We start from the raw sequence: 17118 nt of genomic DNA on the forward strand, positions 1-17118 counted from the left end.
CCAGGTCAACAACCCCGGATCCCTCCTGCACTGGACCCGCAAAATGATCGAGATCCGGCAACGCCACCCCGTCTTCGGCGTCGGCTCCTACGTCGAACTCTCCGCCTCCAACCCCTCCGTCCTCGCCTTCACCCGCGAGATCGACGAGGTCGACGAGGCGCGCTGGGGCGGGATGGACACCGTGCTGTGCGTCGCGAACCTGTCGCGGTTCCCGCAGCCGGTCGAGCTGGACATGCGGCGGTTCGAGGGCTACTCCCCCGTCGAGTGCATGGGCGGCGTGCAGTTCCCCGCCATCGGCGAACTGCCCTACCTGCTCACCCTCCCCGGCCACGGCTTCTACTGGTTCCAGCTCACGCCGCCGGACGAGGCGCCCGCCGACCCGCCCGCCGGCGCCGCACCGGGCATCGCCGGGTTCGCCGACGGTGACGAGTCCGGGCGCGGCGTGGAGAGGGACGGCTGACGGTGCTGCCACCCGAGCACGTCCTCAGGCGGGATCTCGCGGAGTGGCTGCCCCGGCAGCGCTGGTTCGGCGGCAAGGACAGCCCGATCGAAGAGCTGTCCATCGGCACCGCCACCGAGCTCCGGGCGGGCGACCCGGGCCTGCACCACCTGGTCCTGGACGTCCGCCAGCACGGCGCGGCCGACCGGTACCAGGTCCTGCTCGGCGTCCGCCGCGACCTGCCGGACCGGCTCCGGTACGCGCGGATCGGCGGGCCGCCGGACGGCGGGGCGAAGGTGCAGGTGTACGACGCCGCGCACGACCCGGACCTGACCCGCACGCTGCTGGAGCACCTGGCCGCCGGCGCGTCGGTCGGCCCGCTGCGGTTCCGGCACGTGCCCGATGCCCGCATCCGGACGGACCTGACGAGCCTGCCCATCACGGCCGAGCAGAGCAACACCTCGCTGCTGTTCGGCGACGACTACATCTGCAAGCTGTTCCGCAGGCTCAGCGACGGCGTCAACCTCGACCTGGAGGTCAACCTCGCGCTGACGCGGGCCGGCTGCGAGCACGTCCCGGCGGTGCACGGCTGGATCGAGCTGGAGGAGGCCGGCGGCGCCGGCGGGGAGCCGGTCACGCTCGGCCTGCTGTCGGACTACCTGCGCACCGGCGCGGACGGCTGGAGCCTGGCGATCGCCAGCGTCCGCGACTGGTTCGCGCACACCACGCGGCCCGAAGAGGACGTGTGGGCGGAGCTGGACGCCAGCGCCGCCGGGGGCGACTTCGCCGCCGAGGCCGAGCGGCTCGGCGCCGCGACCGCGCAGGTGCACCGGTCGCTCGCCGAGGCGTTCGGGGTGACGGTCGTCCCGGCCGAGCAGATCCGTGCGCTGGCCGCGCGGATGAACGCCGAGCTCAACGGGACGTGCCGCGACGTGCCCGGCCTCGCGCCGCACGCCAAGGCGCTCACCGGCGCCTACATCGACCTGGCCGCGCAGGCCGGGCCGCTGCCGGTGCAGCGCGTGCACGGCGACTACCACCTCGGCCAGGTGCTGCGCTCGGAGTCGGGCTGGACGCTGCTGGACTTCGAGGGCGAGCCGGCCCGCACGCAGAGCGAGCGCCGCGCCCTGTCCCACCCGCTGCGCGACGTCGCCGGGATGCTGCGCTCGTTCGAGTACGCGGCGCGGTTCCTCATCACCCGGTCGGGGACGGTGCCGCTGGAGTCGGGCGGCCATCTGGAGACGCGGGCGCACGCGTGGGCGGCGCGCAACCGGGCCGCGTTCTGCCGCGGCTACGCGGCGGCGGGCGGGGCGGACCCGGCCGCGCACGCGGTGCTGCTGCGCGCATTCGAATTCGAGAAGGCGGTCTACGAGGTGCGCTACGAGGCGCGGAACCGGCCCGCATGGCTGCCGGTCCCGCTGAAATCGCTGGCCCATCTGACCGCTTGATCAAAGACACCGAACGGCGGCCTCAATTCCGCTCCATGATCACGCAAAATCGTCCGGTTCTCCCCCATTCAAGCGCGATCACCGGGTACCCGAACTGTCGGCGGGATGATCAACCGACGAGGGAAAACGGAGAGCGCGAGAATGTGCATCGCACGCCACTCACATCGGGACGGCGCAGATCGCCGCGCACGCACCGGCCGGTCCGCGCACCATACCGGGCAGGCCGTCCGAAAACATCGGGCGATCGCCATCGCCGTCACCGCGACCGCCACCGGGTTCGCCCTGGCGGTCCCGATGGGGGCACCGGCGCTGGCCCAGCTGAACCCGACCGTGCTGAAGCGGCTCAACCTGGACGCGGCGACGCTCAGCCAGGTCAAGGCCTACGACCGGTACCGCACCAAGGTGGCCGAGCAGCGCACCGACGCCCGGCGGGCGCTGGCGTTCGCGCGCGGGCAGATCGGCAAGCCGTACCGGTGGGGCGCGACCGGGCCGTCCAGCTACGACTGCTCGGGGCTGGCCATGGCCGCCTGGCGCCAGGCGGGCGTGAAACTGCCGCGGGTCACCTATTCGCAGTACCGGACGGTCGAGCGGAAGGTGGGCCTGGGCGATCTCAAGCCCGGCGATCTGGTCTTCTTCCACGGCCGAAGTCACGTCGGCATCTATGTCGGCAACGGCCGGTTCGTGCACGCGCCGCACACCGGCACGCGGGTGCGGATCGACAAGCTGGGCGGCGCCCGAAAACGGCAGTTCGCCGGCGCGGTGCGACCCGGGGCGCCGGCGAAGCGGACGTTCTCGCCGTCCATCCGCGAACTCGTGGACAAAATAGACAAAATGGCCGCACAGGGCCGCGAGACGCAGCGCAAGCCGCCTGATAAGCAGCGGACCCCCCATCTTCCGCCGCCCAACGACATGCCAGCAGGCCACCAGAAGAAGCCCCCGTCCCGCACCCCCGCCCATTCCGCGGCCCAGGCACCGCGAAGCGACCACCCGTCGATCCACAAGAAGCCTGCCAGACCGGACAGAGAGCCGGCCCCGCGGCCGAGGCACGTGAAGCCCGCCGCGAAGCACCCGCACCACGCCACGGACGCACCGCACGGGCACGCCGGGCAGAGCCCCCGGCACGACTCCGACTGGCGGTCCTGGACACCGTTCGGGCACCCCGGGACCATGAAGGCGCCCGGCCACATTCCCGGCTGAATCCAGCCACTCCACATCACGTCTCAACCGGCACCCACCCGGGCGCCGTCACCGATGCCGTCGTGACGCCGCCCGTGTACGCCGCCATGGACGTCCGGACGTCCATGGCGGCGAGTCGCCCGGCCCCGGCTTGACCTGGAGCACACTCCAGCTGCTTGGCTGGATCACCATGGAGTACACGCAGCTCGGCCGCACCGGCCTGAAGGTCAGCCGCCTCGTCCTCGGCACGATGAACTTCGGCCCGTTCACCGAGGAGGCGGACGGCCACGCCATCATGGACGCCGCGCTCGACGCGGGCGTCAACTTCTTCGACACCGCCAACGTCTACGGGTGGGGCAGGAACAAGGGCCGCACCGAGGAGATCATCGGCAGCTGGTTCGCCCAGGGCGGCGGCCGCCGCGAGAAGACCGTCCTGGCGACGAAGGTCTACGGCGACATGGGCTCGGAGGACGACCCGTGGCCCAACCAGGGCAGGCTGTCGGCGCTGAACATCCGCCAGGCCTGCGAGGCGTCGCTGAAGCGGCTCGGCACCGACCACATCGACCTTTACCAGTTCCACCACATCGACCGGTCGACACCGTGGGACGAGATCTGGCAGGCGATCGACGTCCTCGTCCAGCAGGGCAAGGTGCTGTACGCGGGATCGTCGAACTTCCCCGGCTGGGGCATCGCGCAGGCGAACGAGTCGGCCGCGCGGCGCGGCTCGCTCGGCCTGGTCAGCGAGCAGTGCCTATACAACCTGGTCGAGCGGCGCGCGGAGATGGAGGTGATCCCCGCGGCCGAGGTGTACGGCCTCGGCGTCATCCCGTGGTCGCCGCTGCACGGCGGCGTGCTCGGCGGCGTCCTGCGCAAGGAGAGCGAGGGCGGCACGTCCCGGTCCCGGTCGGGCCGCGCGGCGCAGATGCTGTCCGACCCGGCGGAGCGGGCGAAGATCCAGGCGTACGAGGACCTGTGCGACAAGCACGGCATCGCCCCCGGCGACGCCGGCCTCGCCTGGCTGCTGACCCGCCCCGGCGTGACTGGCCCGATCGTCGGCCCGCGCGTCCGCGAGCAGCTCGACTCCGCGCTGCGCGCCGTCGAGCTGGAGCTCTCCGAGGAGTTCCTGAGCGCCCTCGAGGAGATCTTCCCCGGCCCCGGCCCGGCTCCGGAGGCGTTCGCCTGGTGACCCGTCCGGGCTCGCAGCCGCCCGGATGATGCGAACGATCACCACGGAGCGGCGCAGCGGTATACCGTTCCAATCGAGACAGATCCCCCTTCACTGCGCAGATGCGGAGCGGGCCGTGACCGACGACCAGCCCTCGATCGCCGACATCCCGAACGACGTGCCGACCTCGGCGCGGGCCTACGGATGGCTGCTCGGCGGCAAGGACAACTACGAGGTCGACCGGCAGTTCATCCGGGGCCAGTTGGAGCACCATCCGGCCGGGCTGGACATCACCCGGCAGAACCGGCTGTTCCTGTACCGGGCCGTCCGGTACCTGACGGCCGAGGCGGGGATCCGGCAGTTCATCGACATGGGCTGCGGCCTGCCGACCGACGCCAACGTGCACCAGGTGGCCCGGCAGTTCGCGCCGGACGCCCGCGTCGTCTACGTCGACATCGACCCGATCGTGCTCGCGCACGGGCGCGCGCTGCTGGCCGGCGACGAGCGCACCACGGTCATCACCGCGGACATGCGCGACCAGGACGCGGTCCTCGAGCACGAGGACGTCAGGCGGCTCATCGACTTCGCCGAGCCGGTGGCGACGCTGTTCCTGTCCGTCGGGCACCACCTGCCCGACGCCGACGACCCGAAGGCGGTCCTGCACGCCGTCATGGACCGCGCCGTGCCCGGCAGCCACCTGACGTTCTCGCAGGTGGCGTGCGACGACCCGGTGCGCAGCGCGGAGATGACCGAGCAGGTCACCAGCGCCGGGATCCCGTGGCAGACCCGTACGCCCGCCGAGATCGACGCGCTCCTGGCGGACTTCGAGCCGGTGGAACCGGGACTGTGCAACCTGGTCGACTGGCGCCCGATGGATCTGCAGCCGCCGCTCGCGCCCGTCCCGGAGGAGCTGCGCCGGTACGAGGGCGCCTCCAAGCAGGACACCGGCATCTACGAGTACGGCGGCGTCCTGCGCAAGCGCTGACCTCCCCGAACCGTCCGACCACGCCCCCGTAGGCCACAGCGGCCTGCGGGGGCGACGCATTTCCCGGCGCCGCCGCGCCCTCCTCCCGGCATGGGACGCATCCGGACACGTCGTGCTAAGTTGCACTGAAAACCGTTTTCATTTTCAGGAGCGTCCGATGCCCTCTCTCCCCCTGCGCGCCCTCGGCGCCGCCGCCGCGGCCCTGCCCGCGCTGGCGCTCGCCGCCTGCGGTTCCCCGTCGGAGGCCGAGCCGGCCGGGTCGTCCGGCGGCACCGTGGCGGTCGTCGCCTCGACCAACGTCTACGGCGACATCGCGCGGACGATCGGCGGCGGCAAGGTGCGCGTCACCTCCTTCATCAGCGACCCCGCGCAGGACCCGCACTCCTACGAGGCCGGGACGCGCAACCGCCTCGCCCTGAGCCGGGCCGGGGTCGTGATCGAGAACGGCGGCGGCTACGACGACTTCATGGGCACGCTGCTGAAGGCGTCGGGGTCGAAAGCCGAAATCCTCGACGCGGTGCGCATCTCGGGGCGGACGGCGCCCAAGGGCGGCGAGCTGAACGAGCACGTGTGGTACGACCTGCCGTCCATGGCGCTGCTGGCCGACCGGCTGTCGGCCGCGCTCGCGAAGGCCGATCCCGCCGGCGCAGGCGCGTTCACCGCGAACGCCGCCACGTTCAAGGCCAAGCTCAAGGATCTGGAAGGCAGGGTCGCGGCGCTCAAGGCGGCGCATTCCGGCGAGGGCGTCGCCATCACCGAACCCGTCCCGCTCTACCTGCTGGAGGCGGCCGGGTTGCGCAACGCGACGCCGGAGGCGTTCAGCGAGGCCATCGAGGAGGGCGACGACGTCGCGCCGCGCACGATGCGCGAGACGCTCGGGCTGTTCAGCGGCAAGAAGGTGAAGGCGCTGGTCTACAACGCGCAGACCAGCGGCCCGCAGACCGAGCAGGTCGAGAAGGCGGCGAAGGACGGCGGCGTCGCGGTCGTCCCCGTCACCGAGACCCTGCCGTCCGGTCAGGACTACCTCTCCTGGATGGACGGCACCATCGCCGCGCTCGGGAAGGCGCTGTCGTGATCGCGATGCGCGGCGGGGCCCTGCGCTACGGCGAGCGGACGGTGTGGAGCGGCCTCGACCTCGACGTGGCGGCCGGCGAGTTCGTCGTCGTCCTCGGCTCCAACGGGTCGGGGAAGACGAGCCTGCTGAAGGTGCTGCTCGGGCTGCGGCGGCTGTCGGCCGGGACGGTGACGGTCGGCGGGCGCCCGCCGCGCCGGGGCGGCGACCTCATCGGCTACGTCCCGCAGCACCGCAGCGTCCCCCCGCACACCCCGCTGCGGGCCCGCGACCTGGTCCGGCTCGGCGTCGACGGGCACCGCTGGGGGCCGGGACTCCCCCGCCCGCACGCGCGGCGCCGCGTCGAGGAGGTGCTGCGCGACGTCGGCGCGGAGGCGTTCGCGGACGTCCCCCTCGAACTGCTGTCGGGCGGCGAGTTGCAGCGCGTGCGGGTCGCGCAGGCGCTCGCGTCCGGCCCGCGCGTGCTGCTGTGCGACGAGCCGCTGGCCTCGCTGGACGCCGAGCACCAGCGGATCGTCAGCGAGCTGGTCGACCGGCACCGCCGCGCCCACCGCACCGCCGTCGTGTTCGTCACCCACGAGGTCGAGCCGGTGCTGCCGCTGGCCGACCGCGTCCTGCACATGCCGGGGGAACCGGGCCGGGAGGCGCGCGATGTGGCATGAGATCGTCAACTTCGACGACTACGGCGCGCTGCTCGGGCTGGTCCGCAACTCGCTGATCGCGGGCGCGGTGCTCGGGCTGGTCGGCGGGCTCGCCGGGACGTTCGTCGTGATGCGCGACCTGGCGTTCGCGGTGCACGGCATCAGCGAACTGTCGTTCGCGGGCGCGGCCGCCGCGCTGCTGCTGGGCGCCGGCGTCGCGGGCGGCTCGGTCGCGGGCGCGCTGGTGGCCGCCGCGCTCATCGGCGCGCTCGGCACCCGGGCGCGCGACCGCGGCTCGGTCATCGGGGTGCTGATGCCGTTCGGGCTGGGCCTCGGCGTGCTGTTCCTGTCGCTGTACAAGGGCCGCGCCGCCAACAAGTTCGGCCTGCTCACCGGGCAGATCGTCGCGATCGACACGCCCCGGCTGTCGTGGCTGCTCGCGACGTCGGCGGTCGTGCTGGTGTGCCTGGCGGTCCTGTGGCGGCCGCTGGCGTTCGCGAGCCTGGACCCGGACGTGGCGGCGGCGCGCGGCGTCCCGGTGCGCGCGCTGTCACCGGTGTTCATGCTCGTCCTCGGCCTGGCCGTCGCGGTGTCCGTGCAGATCGTCGGGGCGCTGCTGGTGCTGGCGCTGATCTGCACGCCGGCCGCGGCGGCGGTGCGGGTGACCGCGTCGCCGGTGCTGGTCCCGGTGGTCAGCACCGTGCTCGCGACCGTGTCGGTGGTCGGCGGCATCCTGCTGTCGCTCGGCGCCGGCGTCCCGATCAGCCCGTACGTCACCACGATCTCGTTCGTGCTGTACGGGGCGTGCCGCGCGGCCGGCGCCGTCCGGGCCCGGCACGGCTGGACGGCCCGGCGCCATCCGGCGCGGCGGTACGACACCGTCTCCACATGATCTCTTGACGCCCGCCCGGCACTGGCGGCCGGGCGGGCCCGGACCCCCCGTCGCCGTATCGGATATTCCGGATCCCTGTTCGCCGGGACGTTGCGATTCGCTTACCCGCCGATGGGCATCGCCGCAGGTCGGCAGGGCATCAGCACTCTGCGAGTGCAGGGCGACAGGGAAGGGGACGCGATGTGGGACTTCGCGGGCCGGGACACCGCCATCGACCTGGGGAGCGCGACCGTGCGGATGCATGTGAAGGACCGCGGGGTCGTCGCGCGCGAGCCGTCGCTGCTCGCCCGCTGCCTGCATACCGGCAAGATCCTCGCCCTCGGCCTGCCGGCGCAGGAGATGGCCGGCCGGAACCCGGACGTGCGGCTCGTCCGGCCCATCCGCGAGGGCGCCCCCACCGAGACCGACGAGGCCGAGTACCTGCTGCGCGCCCTCGTCCGCGCCCACCACGGGCGCCGCCACACCGCGCGGCCCCGGCTGGTGGTGACGGTGCCGAGCGGCATGTCGTCGGTGCACTACCGGGCGCTGCAGTTCTCGGCGTTCCAGGCCGGCGCGCGCCGCCTCACGCTGGTGCCGACCCCGATCGCGGCCGCCATCGGGATGGGGCTCACCTCGTCCGGCCGCAAGGAGGTCGTCGTCGTCGCCGACATCGGGGCCGACATCACCGACGTCGGCGTCATCTCCTTCGGCGGGCTCGTCACCTCGCACACCGCGCTCGCCGGCGGCTCGTCGCTGGACCGGGCGATCGTCGCGCTGGTGCGGCGCGAGCACAACGTGCGGATCTCGCCGGCCGCCGCCGAGGCCGCCAAGCTGGAGGTCGGCGCGGTGCCGCCGATCGGCCGCCGCCCGCTGCGGCAGACCGTGGTGCACGGCCGCGACCTGTCCACCGGCCTGCCGCGCGGGATCGTGCTGACCACCGCCGACGTCGCCCGCGCCATCGCCGGCCCGGTCGCCGACATCGTCGCCGCGATCCAGCAGGGGCTGTCCGGCTGCTCCCCGGAGATCTCCGGGGACCTGCTCGGCGTCGGCATCACGCTGACCGGCGGCACGTCCCGGCTGCCCGGCCTGGACCGGCTCATCAGCGAGCGCACCGGCCTGGCCGCGCGGATCGGCGACGACACCGGCGACGCCGCCGTCATCGGCGCGGCCGACGTGCTGCGCTCGTCCGGCTCGCAGGAGCCGCCGGCCCGCCGCAGCTCCCCGCGCCCGCACCTGCTCACCACCGTGCCGGAGTTCTAGCGGGCCGCGACGCGGGGGCTCGTGGGGGCCGCGCGGGTCTCGTAGGGTACGTCCCGGACGAGGGAGGTCCCATGAGCGACGCGCCCGGACGCGACGGCCCCGGCGAGCCCCGGCTCGAGGAGGTGTCGGACGGGGTGTTCGCCTATGTCCAGCCCGACGGCACCTGGTGGATCAACAACACCGGCTTCCTGGCCGGCGAGCGCGGGGTGATCAGCGTCGACGCGTGCTCGACCGAGCGCCGCACCCGCGCCTACCTGGAGGCGATCGGCCGGGTGACCGTCCGTCCCGTCCGGACGCTGGTGAACACCCACCACCACGGCGACCACACCTTCGGCAACTACCTGTTCCCGGGCGCGACCATCGTCGGGCACGAACGGACCCGCGAGAACGCGCTCGCGTGGGGCGGGCCGTTCGACGAGCCGTTCTGGACGAAGGTCGACTGGGGCGGCGTCGAGGTCGAGCCGCCGTTCCTCACCTACACCGACGGGGTGACGCTCTGGTCGGACGACCTGCGCTGCGAGGTCCGGCACGTCGGCACCGCCGCGCACACCACCAACGACTCGATCGTGTGGATCCCCGAACGCCGCGTCCTGTTCTGCGGCGACCTGCTGTTCAACGGCGGCACCCCGTTCGTGATGCAGGGGTCGGTGGCGGGCACGATCGCGGTGCTGGAGGAGGTCGTCGCGCCGCTGGACGCGGCGACGATCGTCCCGGGCCACGGTCCCGTGGCGGGCCCGGAGCTGATCGGTGACGTCCTCGGCTACCTGCGGTTCCTTCAGGCGACGGCGGCGCAGGCCAAGGCCGCCGGGCTGGCGCCGCTGGAGGCGGCGCGGGAGACCGACCTCGGCCCCTACGCGGAGCTGACCGACGCCGAGCGGATCGTCGGCAACCTGCACCGCGCGTACGCCGAGCTCGACGGCCTGGAGCCGGGCGGCGAGATCGACACCGCCACGGCCCTGCTGGAGATGGTCGACTACAACGGCGGCCGCCCCCTGACCTGCCGCGCCTGACACGCCCGGCCCGGCTCGGCGGCGGCGCGCTCGTCCCGGTCGGTGCGTCAGCGGAGTTCCGCGGTCGTCAGGAGGCGGATGTGGGCGGTGGCCCAGGCCTCGGCGGTGCGGTGCGGGTCGTCGGCGGCGAGCGCGGCGGCGAGGCCGGCGAGGGTCGCGGCGGCGGCGCGCAGGCCGATGCGCCGCAGGTCGTCGCCGGCGCGGGTGATCCGGTCGCGCAGTACCGGGGTGGTGTGCAGCAGGCCGCGGTGCGCGGCCTCGGCGCAGACGTCGAGCGCGGCGTGCACGACGTCGCCGAGCGGGTCCGGCGCGGCGGGGGGCGGGCCGTCCAGCACGGCGGTGCCGGTGCCGGGCGCCAGGTCGGGGACGACGACGCCCGACCCGGTCCACACCGCGAACGGGTCGATGACGAGCCCGCCCCGGTCCCGGCGGACGGCGCCGGTCACCATGCGGGGCGCGTCGGCGAGCGCCGCCGCGAGGGCGTCGAGCGCGGCGGGACGGTACGGGCCGTGCTCGGCGGACACGACGGCGGTCGCTCCGGCGGCGTCCGCGATCACCGCGTCCAGCCGCTGCGCGCCCGGGTGGTAGCCGACGTCCCGCACCTCGGCGACCGCGACCGCGCGGACCAGTTCCGCCTCCACGCGCGGCCGGACCAGGCGGGGCGGCAGCGCGTCCAGCGCCCGCACCTCTGCCTTCAGGTCGCGGACGAGCAGCCCGGCGGGCAGCCCTTCCCAGGCGTCGCCGAGCGGCGTGACGGTGGTCTTGGCGATCCGGCCCGCCGCGACGCGGACGACCCGCCCGGCGCTGCGGGCGGCGCTCTCCGACACGACGTTGGCGGCGGCGAGGGCGCGCAGCGGGGAGCCGAGGACGCGGCGCCCGGCCAGGTCGGCGCCGGTGAGCTGCTCGCCGTCCGGGACGTTCCAGCGGCGCTTGAGCACCAGGACGACGCCGGTGCCGGCGTGCGCGAGGAAGACGTCGGCGGTGCGGACCCCGCCGGTGCCGCCGACGCGGCAGCCGAGCGCGGTGAGCCGGACGCGGCGCAGCGGCGTCTCGGCGGGCTCGTCGGTGCCGAGCACCTGCGAGCGGGTGCCGCCGGCGGCGGACGCGCGGTGCCGGGCGTGCACCTCGGCGATCAGCGCGGCGAACCGCGCGGGGTCGTGGGCGGCGTCGCGCCCGTGGTAGGCGGCGAGCTGCCCGGCGAGGTCGTCGAGCGCCCCGGCGGGCCAGTGCAGGTTCCGCGCTGTCAGCTCGGCGGCGGTCCGGCGCAGTGCGGTGGCGAGGACGGGGCCGGCGTGCACGGCGCCCTCCAGCAGGATCTGGTCCACCAGGCCGACGGCCGCGTCGAGCCCGCCGCCTCGCTCCCCCTTCGTCTCGCCGCCGACGTCGAGGCGTACGTCGGCGCCGGTCAAGCCGCGCTCGTCGGCGGCGCGGAAAGCCCAGGCCGCCAGCACGGTCATCTCGCCGCGCACGGACGCGACGGCGTCGGTGTGCACGTAGCCGAGCTCGCCGGGCACCAGGAACCGGACCGTGCAGGTCTGCAACTCGACGCGCGCGACCGGGTCTCCGGCGGTCGGCCGGTGGATCGTGGCCGCGTATCCCGCGCGGTGGGCGCGCCGGGCGGCGGTCAGGGCACGGCGGCCGAGGACGGCGGCGAGCGCGTCGTCGTCCAGCGACCCGGGCGACCAGCCGGCCGCCTCGCCGGGTTCTTCGGCGCGGTCTTCGGCGTCGTCTCCAGAGGCGTCGCGCTGGTAGGCCAGGACGAGGCAGATCTGGTGGCGGCACGTGCCGGTCGCCGCGCAGGTGCAGGTCGCGGCCTCCAGGCCCGCGCCCGCCGGGAGCGCGGCCGTGGTGCCGTCGGGGTACCTGCCCTCGACGCCGCCGTCCGGCGCGACCGTCATCTCCGGTCCGTTGCCGGCGTCCAGGTCCTTGGCGGCGCGCTTGACCAGGCCCCGGTTGGCGAGGGCGGCGAGCGCGTCGGGGGTCAGCGCGAGCAGGTCCGCGCGGGTCATCCGCCGATCCTCTCGGCGACGAACTCCGCGAGCCGGCCGGGGGTCATCGCGCCGACGTGCGCGCCGGCGTCGGCGAGCCGCCGCCCCATCTCGCGGTCGAACGCGGGGTTGGCGGCCTCGTCCAGCGCGGCGAGGCCGAGCACGCAGGTGCCCTGCTCCACCAGCCGCCGCACCTCCCGGACGAGCCGGCCGGGGTCGCCGCCCTCGTAGAAGTCGCTGATCACGGCGACGATCGCGCGGCGCGGGTTGTCGACCAGCCCGGCGGCGTAGGCGACCGCGCGGCCGATGTCGGTGCCGCCGCCGAGCTGCACCTTCATCAGCAGCTCCGCCGGGTCGGTGACGTCGGACGTCAGGTCGACGACGGAGGCGTCGAACGCGACCAGGTGCGTCTTCAGCCCCGGCAGGCCCCACAGGCAGGCGGCGGTGACCGCCGAGTGGATCACCGAGTCGACCATCGAGCCGGACTGGTCGACCAGCAGGATCATCTGCCACTGCTCGACGTGCCGCCGCGTCCGCGACACGAACCGCGGGCTCTCGATGTAGAGGCGGCGCTCGTCGGGGCGGTAGTGCGCGAGGTTGGCGCGGATCGTCCCGCGGAAGTCGAAGTTGCGGGAGTTGCGGATGCGGCTCGGGCGCCGCGACCGGGTCCCGTGGAACGCCCGCCGGACCTCGGTGGCGAGCTTGTCCATCAGCTCCCGCACCACGGCGTCGACGATCCGCCGCGCGAGCGCGAGGACCTCGGGGTTCATCAGGTGCTTGGTGCGCATGACGGCGCGCAGCAGCGCCCGGTCGGGCTCGATGCGCTCCAGCACGGCGGGGTCGGTGACGATGTCGTGGATCTCGTAGCGTTCGACGGCGTCGCGTTCGAGCCGCTCGATGGTCTCCTTGGGGAACAGCCGGTGCACGTCGTCGAGCCAGTCGACGGTGGTGAGCACGGACGGCCCGTCGCCGCCGGTCCGGTCGTCGGGCCGGCCGCCGCCGGGCGCGGTGCCGGGACCGCCGGCGCGGACGCCGCGGCGCGCGAGGCCGGGGTCGCGGCCGTAGAGCCAGGCGAGGGCGCGGTCGCGGGCGGCGGCGTCGCCGCCGAGCGGTCCGGTGGCGGCCCCGGCGGGGGCGCCGAGGATGAGCCGCCAGCGTTCCAGGTCCGCGCCGGGGTCGGGGGTCATGGTCGTCCTCCGGTGAGTCCGGCGGTCTCCAGGGCGCGGTCGACGCGCTCCTCCAGGGCGCGGGCCTCGGCGATGGCGAGCGGGTCGCCGCCGGGGCGCAGCAGCGCGCGGCCGGACCCGCGCAGCCCCCGGCGGGCGAGCAGCTGCCCGGCGATGGCCTCGCGCTCGCGCGGCGGGAAGTACTCGAACGCCTGCCGCAGCGCGGGCAGCGCGATGAGGAAGTCCTCCTCGGTGAGCGCGCCGACCAGCTCGTCCAGGACGGCCAAGACCGTCCCGCCGGCGTCGAGGACCTCCTGCCTGGCCAGCGCGAACAGCCCGGCGAGCCAGTCGCCGAGCACCCGCGGGGCGGAGGCGCCGCGCACCGCGCGGGCCGGGTCGGCGGTGTCGCCCAGGGCCCGGCCGAGCCCGAACGCGGCGCCGCGCAGGTCGGGCGGCGCCTCGGGCGCGGCGGCGACGCGGCGGGCGACGCCGAGCGCCGCGTCCCGGTCCAGGCCGAGCGCGGCGGACGCGTGCAGCAGCGCGTCGCGGGTCGCGGCCAGCGCCCGCAGCCGCGCGGGGTCGGCGGGCTCCGGGCCGCCGCGGATCCCTTCGGCGAGCCACAGGATCCGTTCCGTGCACTGCTCGATGACGGTGCCGAACAGCGGGCTGCGGGCCGTGCCGAGGACGTGGTCGTGCCGCCACAGGCCGAGGACGGCGTCCAGGGCCCGGCCGAGCGCGCCGATGTCGGACGCGCCCGCGACGCCCGCCTCGATGGACGCGGCGATCCGCCCGGACTGCCCGGCGCATCCGCACAGCGCCGCGTCGAACAGCACGTCCGCCAGGCCCGCCATGTCGCCGGCCGCGCCGGACGTCCGCTCGTCCAGGACGGCCGCCGCGGCGTCGGCGAGGGTCGGCCCGTACGCGCCCGCCTCGATCAGCGCGGCCAGCCGGGTGCCGTCCGGGTCGGCGGTGTCGACGTGCCAGACCTCGTCCAGCACCGGGTCGGCGCCGGTCGCCGGGCCCGACTCGCGGTCGGCGCCGGGGACGCCCAGGACGCGCAGCCGGTGCAGCGCGCGGCTGCGCTCCAGCCCGCGCGCGGCGGTCAGCTTCAGCGCGACCCGGCCGCCGCGGCCGAGGCCGAGCCGTTCGAGTTCGGCGGCGGCGTCGTGGACGAGCGGCGGTGCGGGCGTGTCGGGGTGCAGCCGACCGACCCGGTTCCCGCTCAGCGCCGCCACCATCTCGGCGACCGCGGGATGCGCGCCCGGCGCGAGGGGGCCGCGCCACGTCCACGGGAGCCGCTGGTCGAGGTCCTCGCCGACCAGCGCGGACACCAGGCCGTCCAGCAGGTCGGTGCGGGCGGGCGCGCGGTGGCCGCGCAGCCGGGTCAGCCCGTCGGTGAGCGTCCGCGCGGCGATCAGGTCGGCGGTCGACACCACCTGCCTGCGTTCGCGCAGCCGGGTCACGACGGTCTCGGTCAGCGCGGCGGCGGCGCCGTCCGGGCCGTCCTCCCAGAGCCGCTGGTAGTACTCCGGCGACGGCATGCCCGACTGGTAGCCGGTGAACGCGTCCAGCCGCCGGAAGGAGTACGGGACGAGGAAGCTGCCGCCGGTCGCGCCCTCCGCGGGTGCCGGGACCTCCGGCCACTCGGTGCCGCCGTCGCGCACGAGGACTTCGAGGGCGGGCTTGTGGAACCCGCCCGTCACCACCACGACCGGGCGGTCGCCGGCGTCGGCCTCCGCCGCCCGGATCCACGCGGCCATGTACGACTCGCGGGCGGAGTCGTCGGGCCCCGGGTCGGCGTCGCCGCGGACGAGGGCGAAGTAGGCGTCGAGCCGCGCGGGCAGGTCGTCGGCGTCGATCTCGAACAGGTGGTCCCACAGCACGTCGGTGTTGTCGACGGCGAACTCGCGGCACAGCCGCGCGGTGGCGTCGGCGTGGCGGCGCTCGGCGTCGGCGTACCGGTTGCCGCGCTCGGCGAACGCGGGATGCCAGGCGGGCAGGTCGATGAACCGCAGCTCCGCGCCGACGGCCCGGCCGGTGGTGAGCGCCGCCCATTCCGGCGAGTAGTCGCAGAACGGTGACCAGGACGAGTGCACCCGCTCGGCGTCGCGGTAGAAGCTGTAGACCGCGACGGGCGGCTCGTGGCCGAGCAGCAGCTCGTCCAGCCGCCCGCTGAAGTCGGCGGGGCCCTCGACCAGCACGTACGCGGGGCGCAGCCGCGCGATCGTGTCGCGGACGAGCCGCGCGCACGCCGGGCTGTGGTGCCGGACGCCGACGAACGTGACGGCCATCAGCCGGGCAGCAGGTGCCGGGCGGCGTGCAGCGCCCTCCACTGCTCGCCGTCGCGCCGCGGCGCCTGCTGCTCCAGGTAGCGGCGCAGCCGGGTCAGGTCGTCCGGGCTGTCCTTGGCGGCCGTCCCGGCGAGGCACTCGACGATGTCGGCGGCGCCGCCCGCCTCGCCGCGCAGGAACCAGCCCCGTACCCCGACCGCGTGCGCGACCGACACCGCCTCGGCCGTGCTCATCACCGCCGACAGCCGGTCCATCGGCCGGCCCTCCTCCGTGGTGGCGTTGCGCAGTTCCCGGAACGTGGTGACCAGCACCTCCAGGACGTCGCGGCGCGGTGCGACGCCGACGCCGCTGCGCTCCAGCAGCCGCGCGGCCTCCTGCTCGACCAGGTCCAGTTCGGTGGCGAAGTCGGCGATCGGGAACACCGTCTCGAAGTTGAACCGCCGTTTGAGCGCGGCGCTCATCTCGTTGACGCCCCGGTCGCGGGTGTTCGCGGTCGCGATCACGTTGAACCCGTCCCGCGCGAACACCATCGACTCCGGCCCGGACAGCTCCGGGATCGCCAGCACGCGATCCGACAGCGGCGACAGCAGCGAGTCCTGCACCTCAAGCGGGCACCGGGTGATCTCCTCGAACCTGACGACCCTGCCCTCGGCCATCCCGGTCAGCAGCGGCGCCGGCACCAGCGACCGCGTGGACGGCCCCTCCGACACCAGCAGCGCGTAGTTCCAGGAGTACTTGATCTGGTCCTCGGTCGTCGCGGCGCCGCCCTGGATCGTCAGCGTGGACGTCCCCGACACCGCCGCCGCGACCAGCTCCGACAGCAGCGACTTCGCGGTGCCCGGCTCGCCGACCAGCATCAGCCCGCGGCTCGTGGCGAGGGTGACGAGGGCCCGGTCGATCAGCGCGGTGTCGCCGACGAACTTGCGGGTCACGCCGAGCGCCTCGTCCCCGACGATGAAGCGCCGCGCCCCGGTGAGGCTGAGCGCCCAGCCGGGCGGGCGCGGCCCCTCGTCGTTCTCGCGGAGCCGCTCCAACTCGTCGGCGAACCGCACCTCGGCGGGCGGCCGCTGGTACTCGGTCATGGCGTCCGTTCCGGGTCGGGCCGGCCGGGGAGGTGATCTTCCATGCCGCCCCACGGTAGAGGAGCGCGCCGACAATCCGCGGCGAGCCCGACCACGGGGACGAGCGCGACCGCGCCCGCCAGCGCGCCGAACCCCACCGCGCCCCGCACCAGGTGCCGTCCCAGCGACTCACCGGTCATGGCCGCCCTCCAGCGCCTCATGGACCGCCGCCCGCGCCCGATGCAGCCGCGACTTCATCGCGGGCACGCTCAACCCGAGCGCGGCGGCGGTCATCGGTCCCGAGATCCCCTGCACGTCCCGCATGATCAGGACGCGCCGCCGGTCGGCGGGCAGCGCGGCGATCGCCGCCGCCACCCGCTCGGCCTCCAGCCGCCGGAACACGTCCTCCTCCGCCGACGGCGCCGCGCCGTCCGGAAGCAACGCCGCACCCACGGCGATCACCGCGATGGTCATGACAACCTCCGTTCCCGCACCGGCAGGGCACCGGCGCCCTCATAGGAGGCCGCGTCCCTCCGAAAGGATTCACC

16 protein-coding genes are annotated in these 17118 nt (G+C 74.8%); 10 read left to right on the plus strand and 6 right to left on the minus strand.

Translation table 11 applies throughout. The features are described from left to right. From QP089_RS43385 to QP089_RS43430, 10 genes are all read left to right on the plus strand, one after another. Nucleotides 1-460, plus strand: a 460-nt coding sequence (locus QP089_RS43385; RefSeq protein WP_285920397.1) for an alpha-glucosidase C-terminal domain-containing protein, incomplete at its 5' end; no start/stop codon positions are given. A 2-nt stretch (nucleotides 461-462) separates the two neighbouring features. Beyond that, on the plus strand, nucleotides 463-1884 hold the full coding sequence (locus tag QP089_RS43390; protein WP_285920398.1) for a maltokinase N-terminal cap-like domain-containing protein: 1422 nt from the start codon (nucleotides 463-465) through the stop codon (nucleotides 1882-1884). A 141-nt stretch (nucleotides 1885-2025) separates the two neighbouring features. Further along, the gene (locus QP089_RS43395) at nucleotides 2026-3081 is read left to right on the plus strand and encodes a C40 family peptidase (RefSeq protein WP_285920399.1); all 1056 of its coding nucleotides are present in this window, start codon (nucleotides 2026-2028) and stop codon (nucleotides 3079-3081) included. A gap of 169 nt (nucleotides 3082-3250) precedes the next feature. Then, complete coding sequence (locus QP089_RS43400; protein ID WP_285920400.1) at nucleotides 3251-4246, plus strand: aldo/keto reductase; 996 nt, start codon at nucleotides 3251-3253, stop codon at nucleotides 4244-4246. A gap of 115 nt (nucleotides 4247-4361) precedes the next feature. Next, entirely contained in the window at nucleotides 4362-5210 is an 849-nt protein-coding gene (locus QP089_RS43405) for an SAM-dependent methyltransferase (protein WP_285920401.1), read from the plus strand. A gap of 157 nt (nucleotides 5211-5367) precedes the next feature. Next, the gene (locus tag QP089_RS43410) at nucleotides 5368-6285 is read left to right on the plus strand and encodes a metal ABC transporter solute-binding protein, Zn/Mn family (RefSeq protein ID WP_285920403.1); all 918 of its coding nucleotides are present in this window, start codon (nucleotides 5368-5370) and stop codon (nucleotides 6283-6285) included. A 5-nt stretch (nucleotides 6286-6290) separates the two neighbouring features. Further along, a complete protein-coding gene (locus QP089_RS43415; RefSeq protein ID WP_285920471.1) occupies nucleotides 6291-6944 on the plus strand; it encodes a metal ABC transporter ATP-binding protein in 654 nt (217 codons plus the stop codon). Then, nucleotides 6934-7815: a metal ABC transporter permease gene (locus tag QP089_RS43420; protein ID WP_285920404.1), complete on the plus strand. Its 882-nt coding sequence runs from the start codon at nucleotides 6934-6936 to the stop codon at nucleotides 7813-7815. Before QP089_RS43415 ends, QP089_RS43420 begins: the two co-directional genes overlap by 11 nt. Nucleotides 7816-7995: 180 nt before the next feature. After that, a complete protein-coding gene (locus QP089_RS43425) occupies nucleotides 7996-9054 on the plus strand; it encodes a rod shape-determining protein (RefSeq protein ID WP_285920405.1) in 1059 nt (352 codons plus the stop codon). 71 nt (nucleotides 9055-9125) lie between these two features. Continuing rightward, nucleotides 9126-10064 carry an MBL fold metallo-hydrolase gene (locus QP089_RS43430; RefSeq protein WP_285920406.1) on the plus strand — a complete coding sequence of 313 codons (939 nt, stop codon included), beginning with the start codon at nucleotides 9126-9128 and terminating at the stop codon, nucleotides 10062-10064. A 47-nt stretch (nucleotides 10065-10111) separates the two neighbouring features. On the opposite strand, the gene QP089_RS43435 is transcribed toward QP089_RS43430, so the two are convergent. The 6 genes from QP089_RS43435 to QP089_RS43460 are packed head-to-tail and all read right to left on the minus strand — an operon-like array spanning nucleotide 10112 to nucleotide 17044. Beyond that, nucleotides 10112-12073: a YehQ family protein gene (locus tag QP089_RS43435; RefSeq protein ID WP_285920407.1), complete on the minus strand. Its 1962-nt coding sequence runs from the start codon at nucleotides 12071-12073 to the stop codon at nucleotides 10112-10114. Beyond that, a complete protein-coding gene (locus tag QP089_RS43440; protein WP_285920408.1) occupies nucleotides 12070-13239 on the minus strand; it encodes a VWA domain-containing protein in 1170 nt (389 codons plus the stop codon). The genes QP089_RS43435 and QP089_RS43440 overlap by 4 nt, the downstream gene beginning before the upstream one ends. Further along, nucleotides 13236-15509, minus strand: coding sequence for a DUF5682 family protein (locus QP089_RS43445; RefSeq protein WP_285920409.1), 2274 nt, complete (start codon nucleotides 15507-15509; stop codon nucleotides 13236-13238). The genes QP089_RS43440 and QP089_RS43445 overlap by 4 nt, the downstream gene beginning before the upstream one ends. Beyond that, a complete protein-coding gene (locus tag QP089_RS43450; protein WP_285920410.1) occupies nucleotides 15509-16591 on the minus strand; it encodes an ATP-binding protein in 1083 nt (360 codons plus the stop codon). The genes QP089_RS43445 and QP089_RS43450 overlap by 1 nt, the downstream gene beginning before the upstream one ends. Then, nucleotides 16588-16770: a hypothetical protein gene (locus QP089_RS43455; protein ID WP_285920411.1), complete on the minus strand. Its 183-nt coding sequence runs from the start codon at nucleotides 16768-16770 to the stop codon at nucleotides 16588-16590. Before QP089_RS43455 ends, QP089_RS43450 begins: the two co-directional genes overlap by 4 nt. After that, nucleotides 16760-17044, minus strand: a complete 285-nt coding sequence (locus QP089_RS43460) for an RNA polymerase sigma factor (RefSeq protein WP_285920412.1) — start codon at nucleotides 17042-17044, stop codon at nucleotides 16760-16762. The genes QP089_RS43455 and QP089_RS43460 overlap by 11 nt, the downstream gene beginning before the upstream one ends. Between the last annotated feature and the right edge of the window lie 74 nt (nucleotides 17045-17118).

It is taken from the genome of Actinomadura opuntiae (assembly GCF_030283205.1).
Lineage (GTDB): Bacteria > Actinomycetota > Actinomycetes > Streptosporangiales > Streptosporangiaceae > Spirillospora.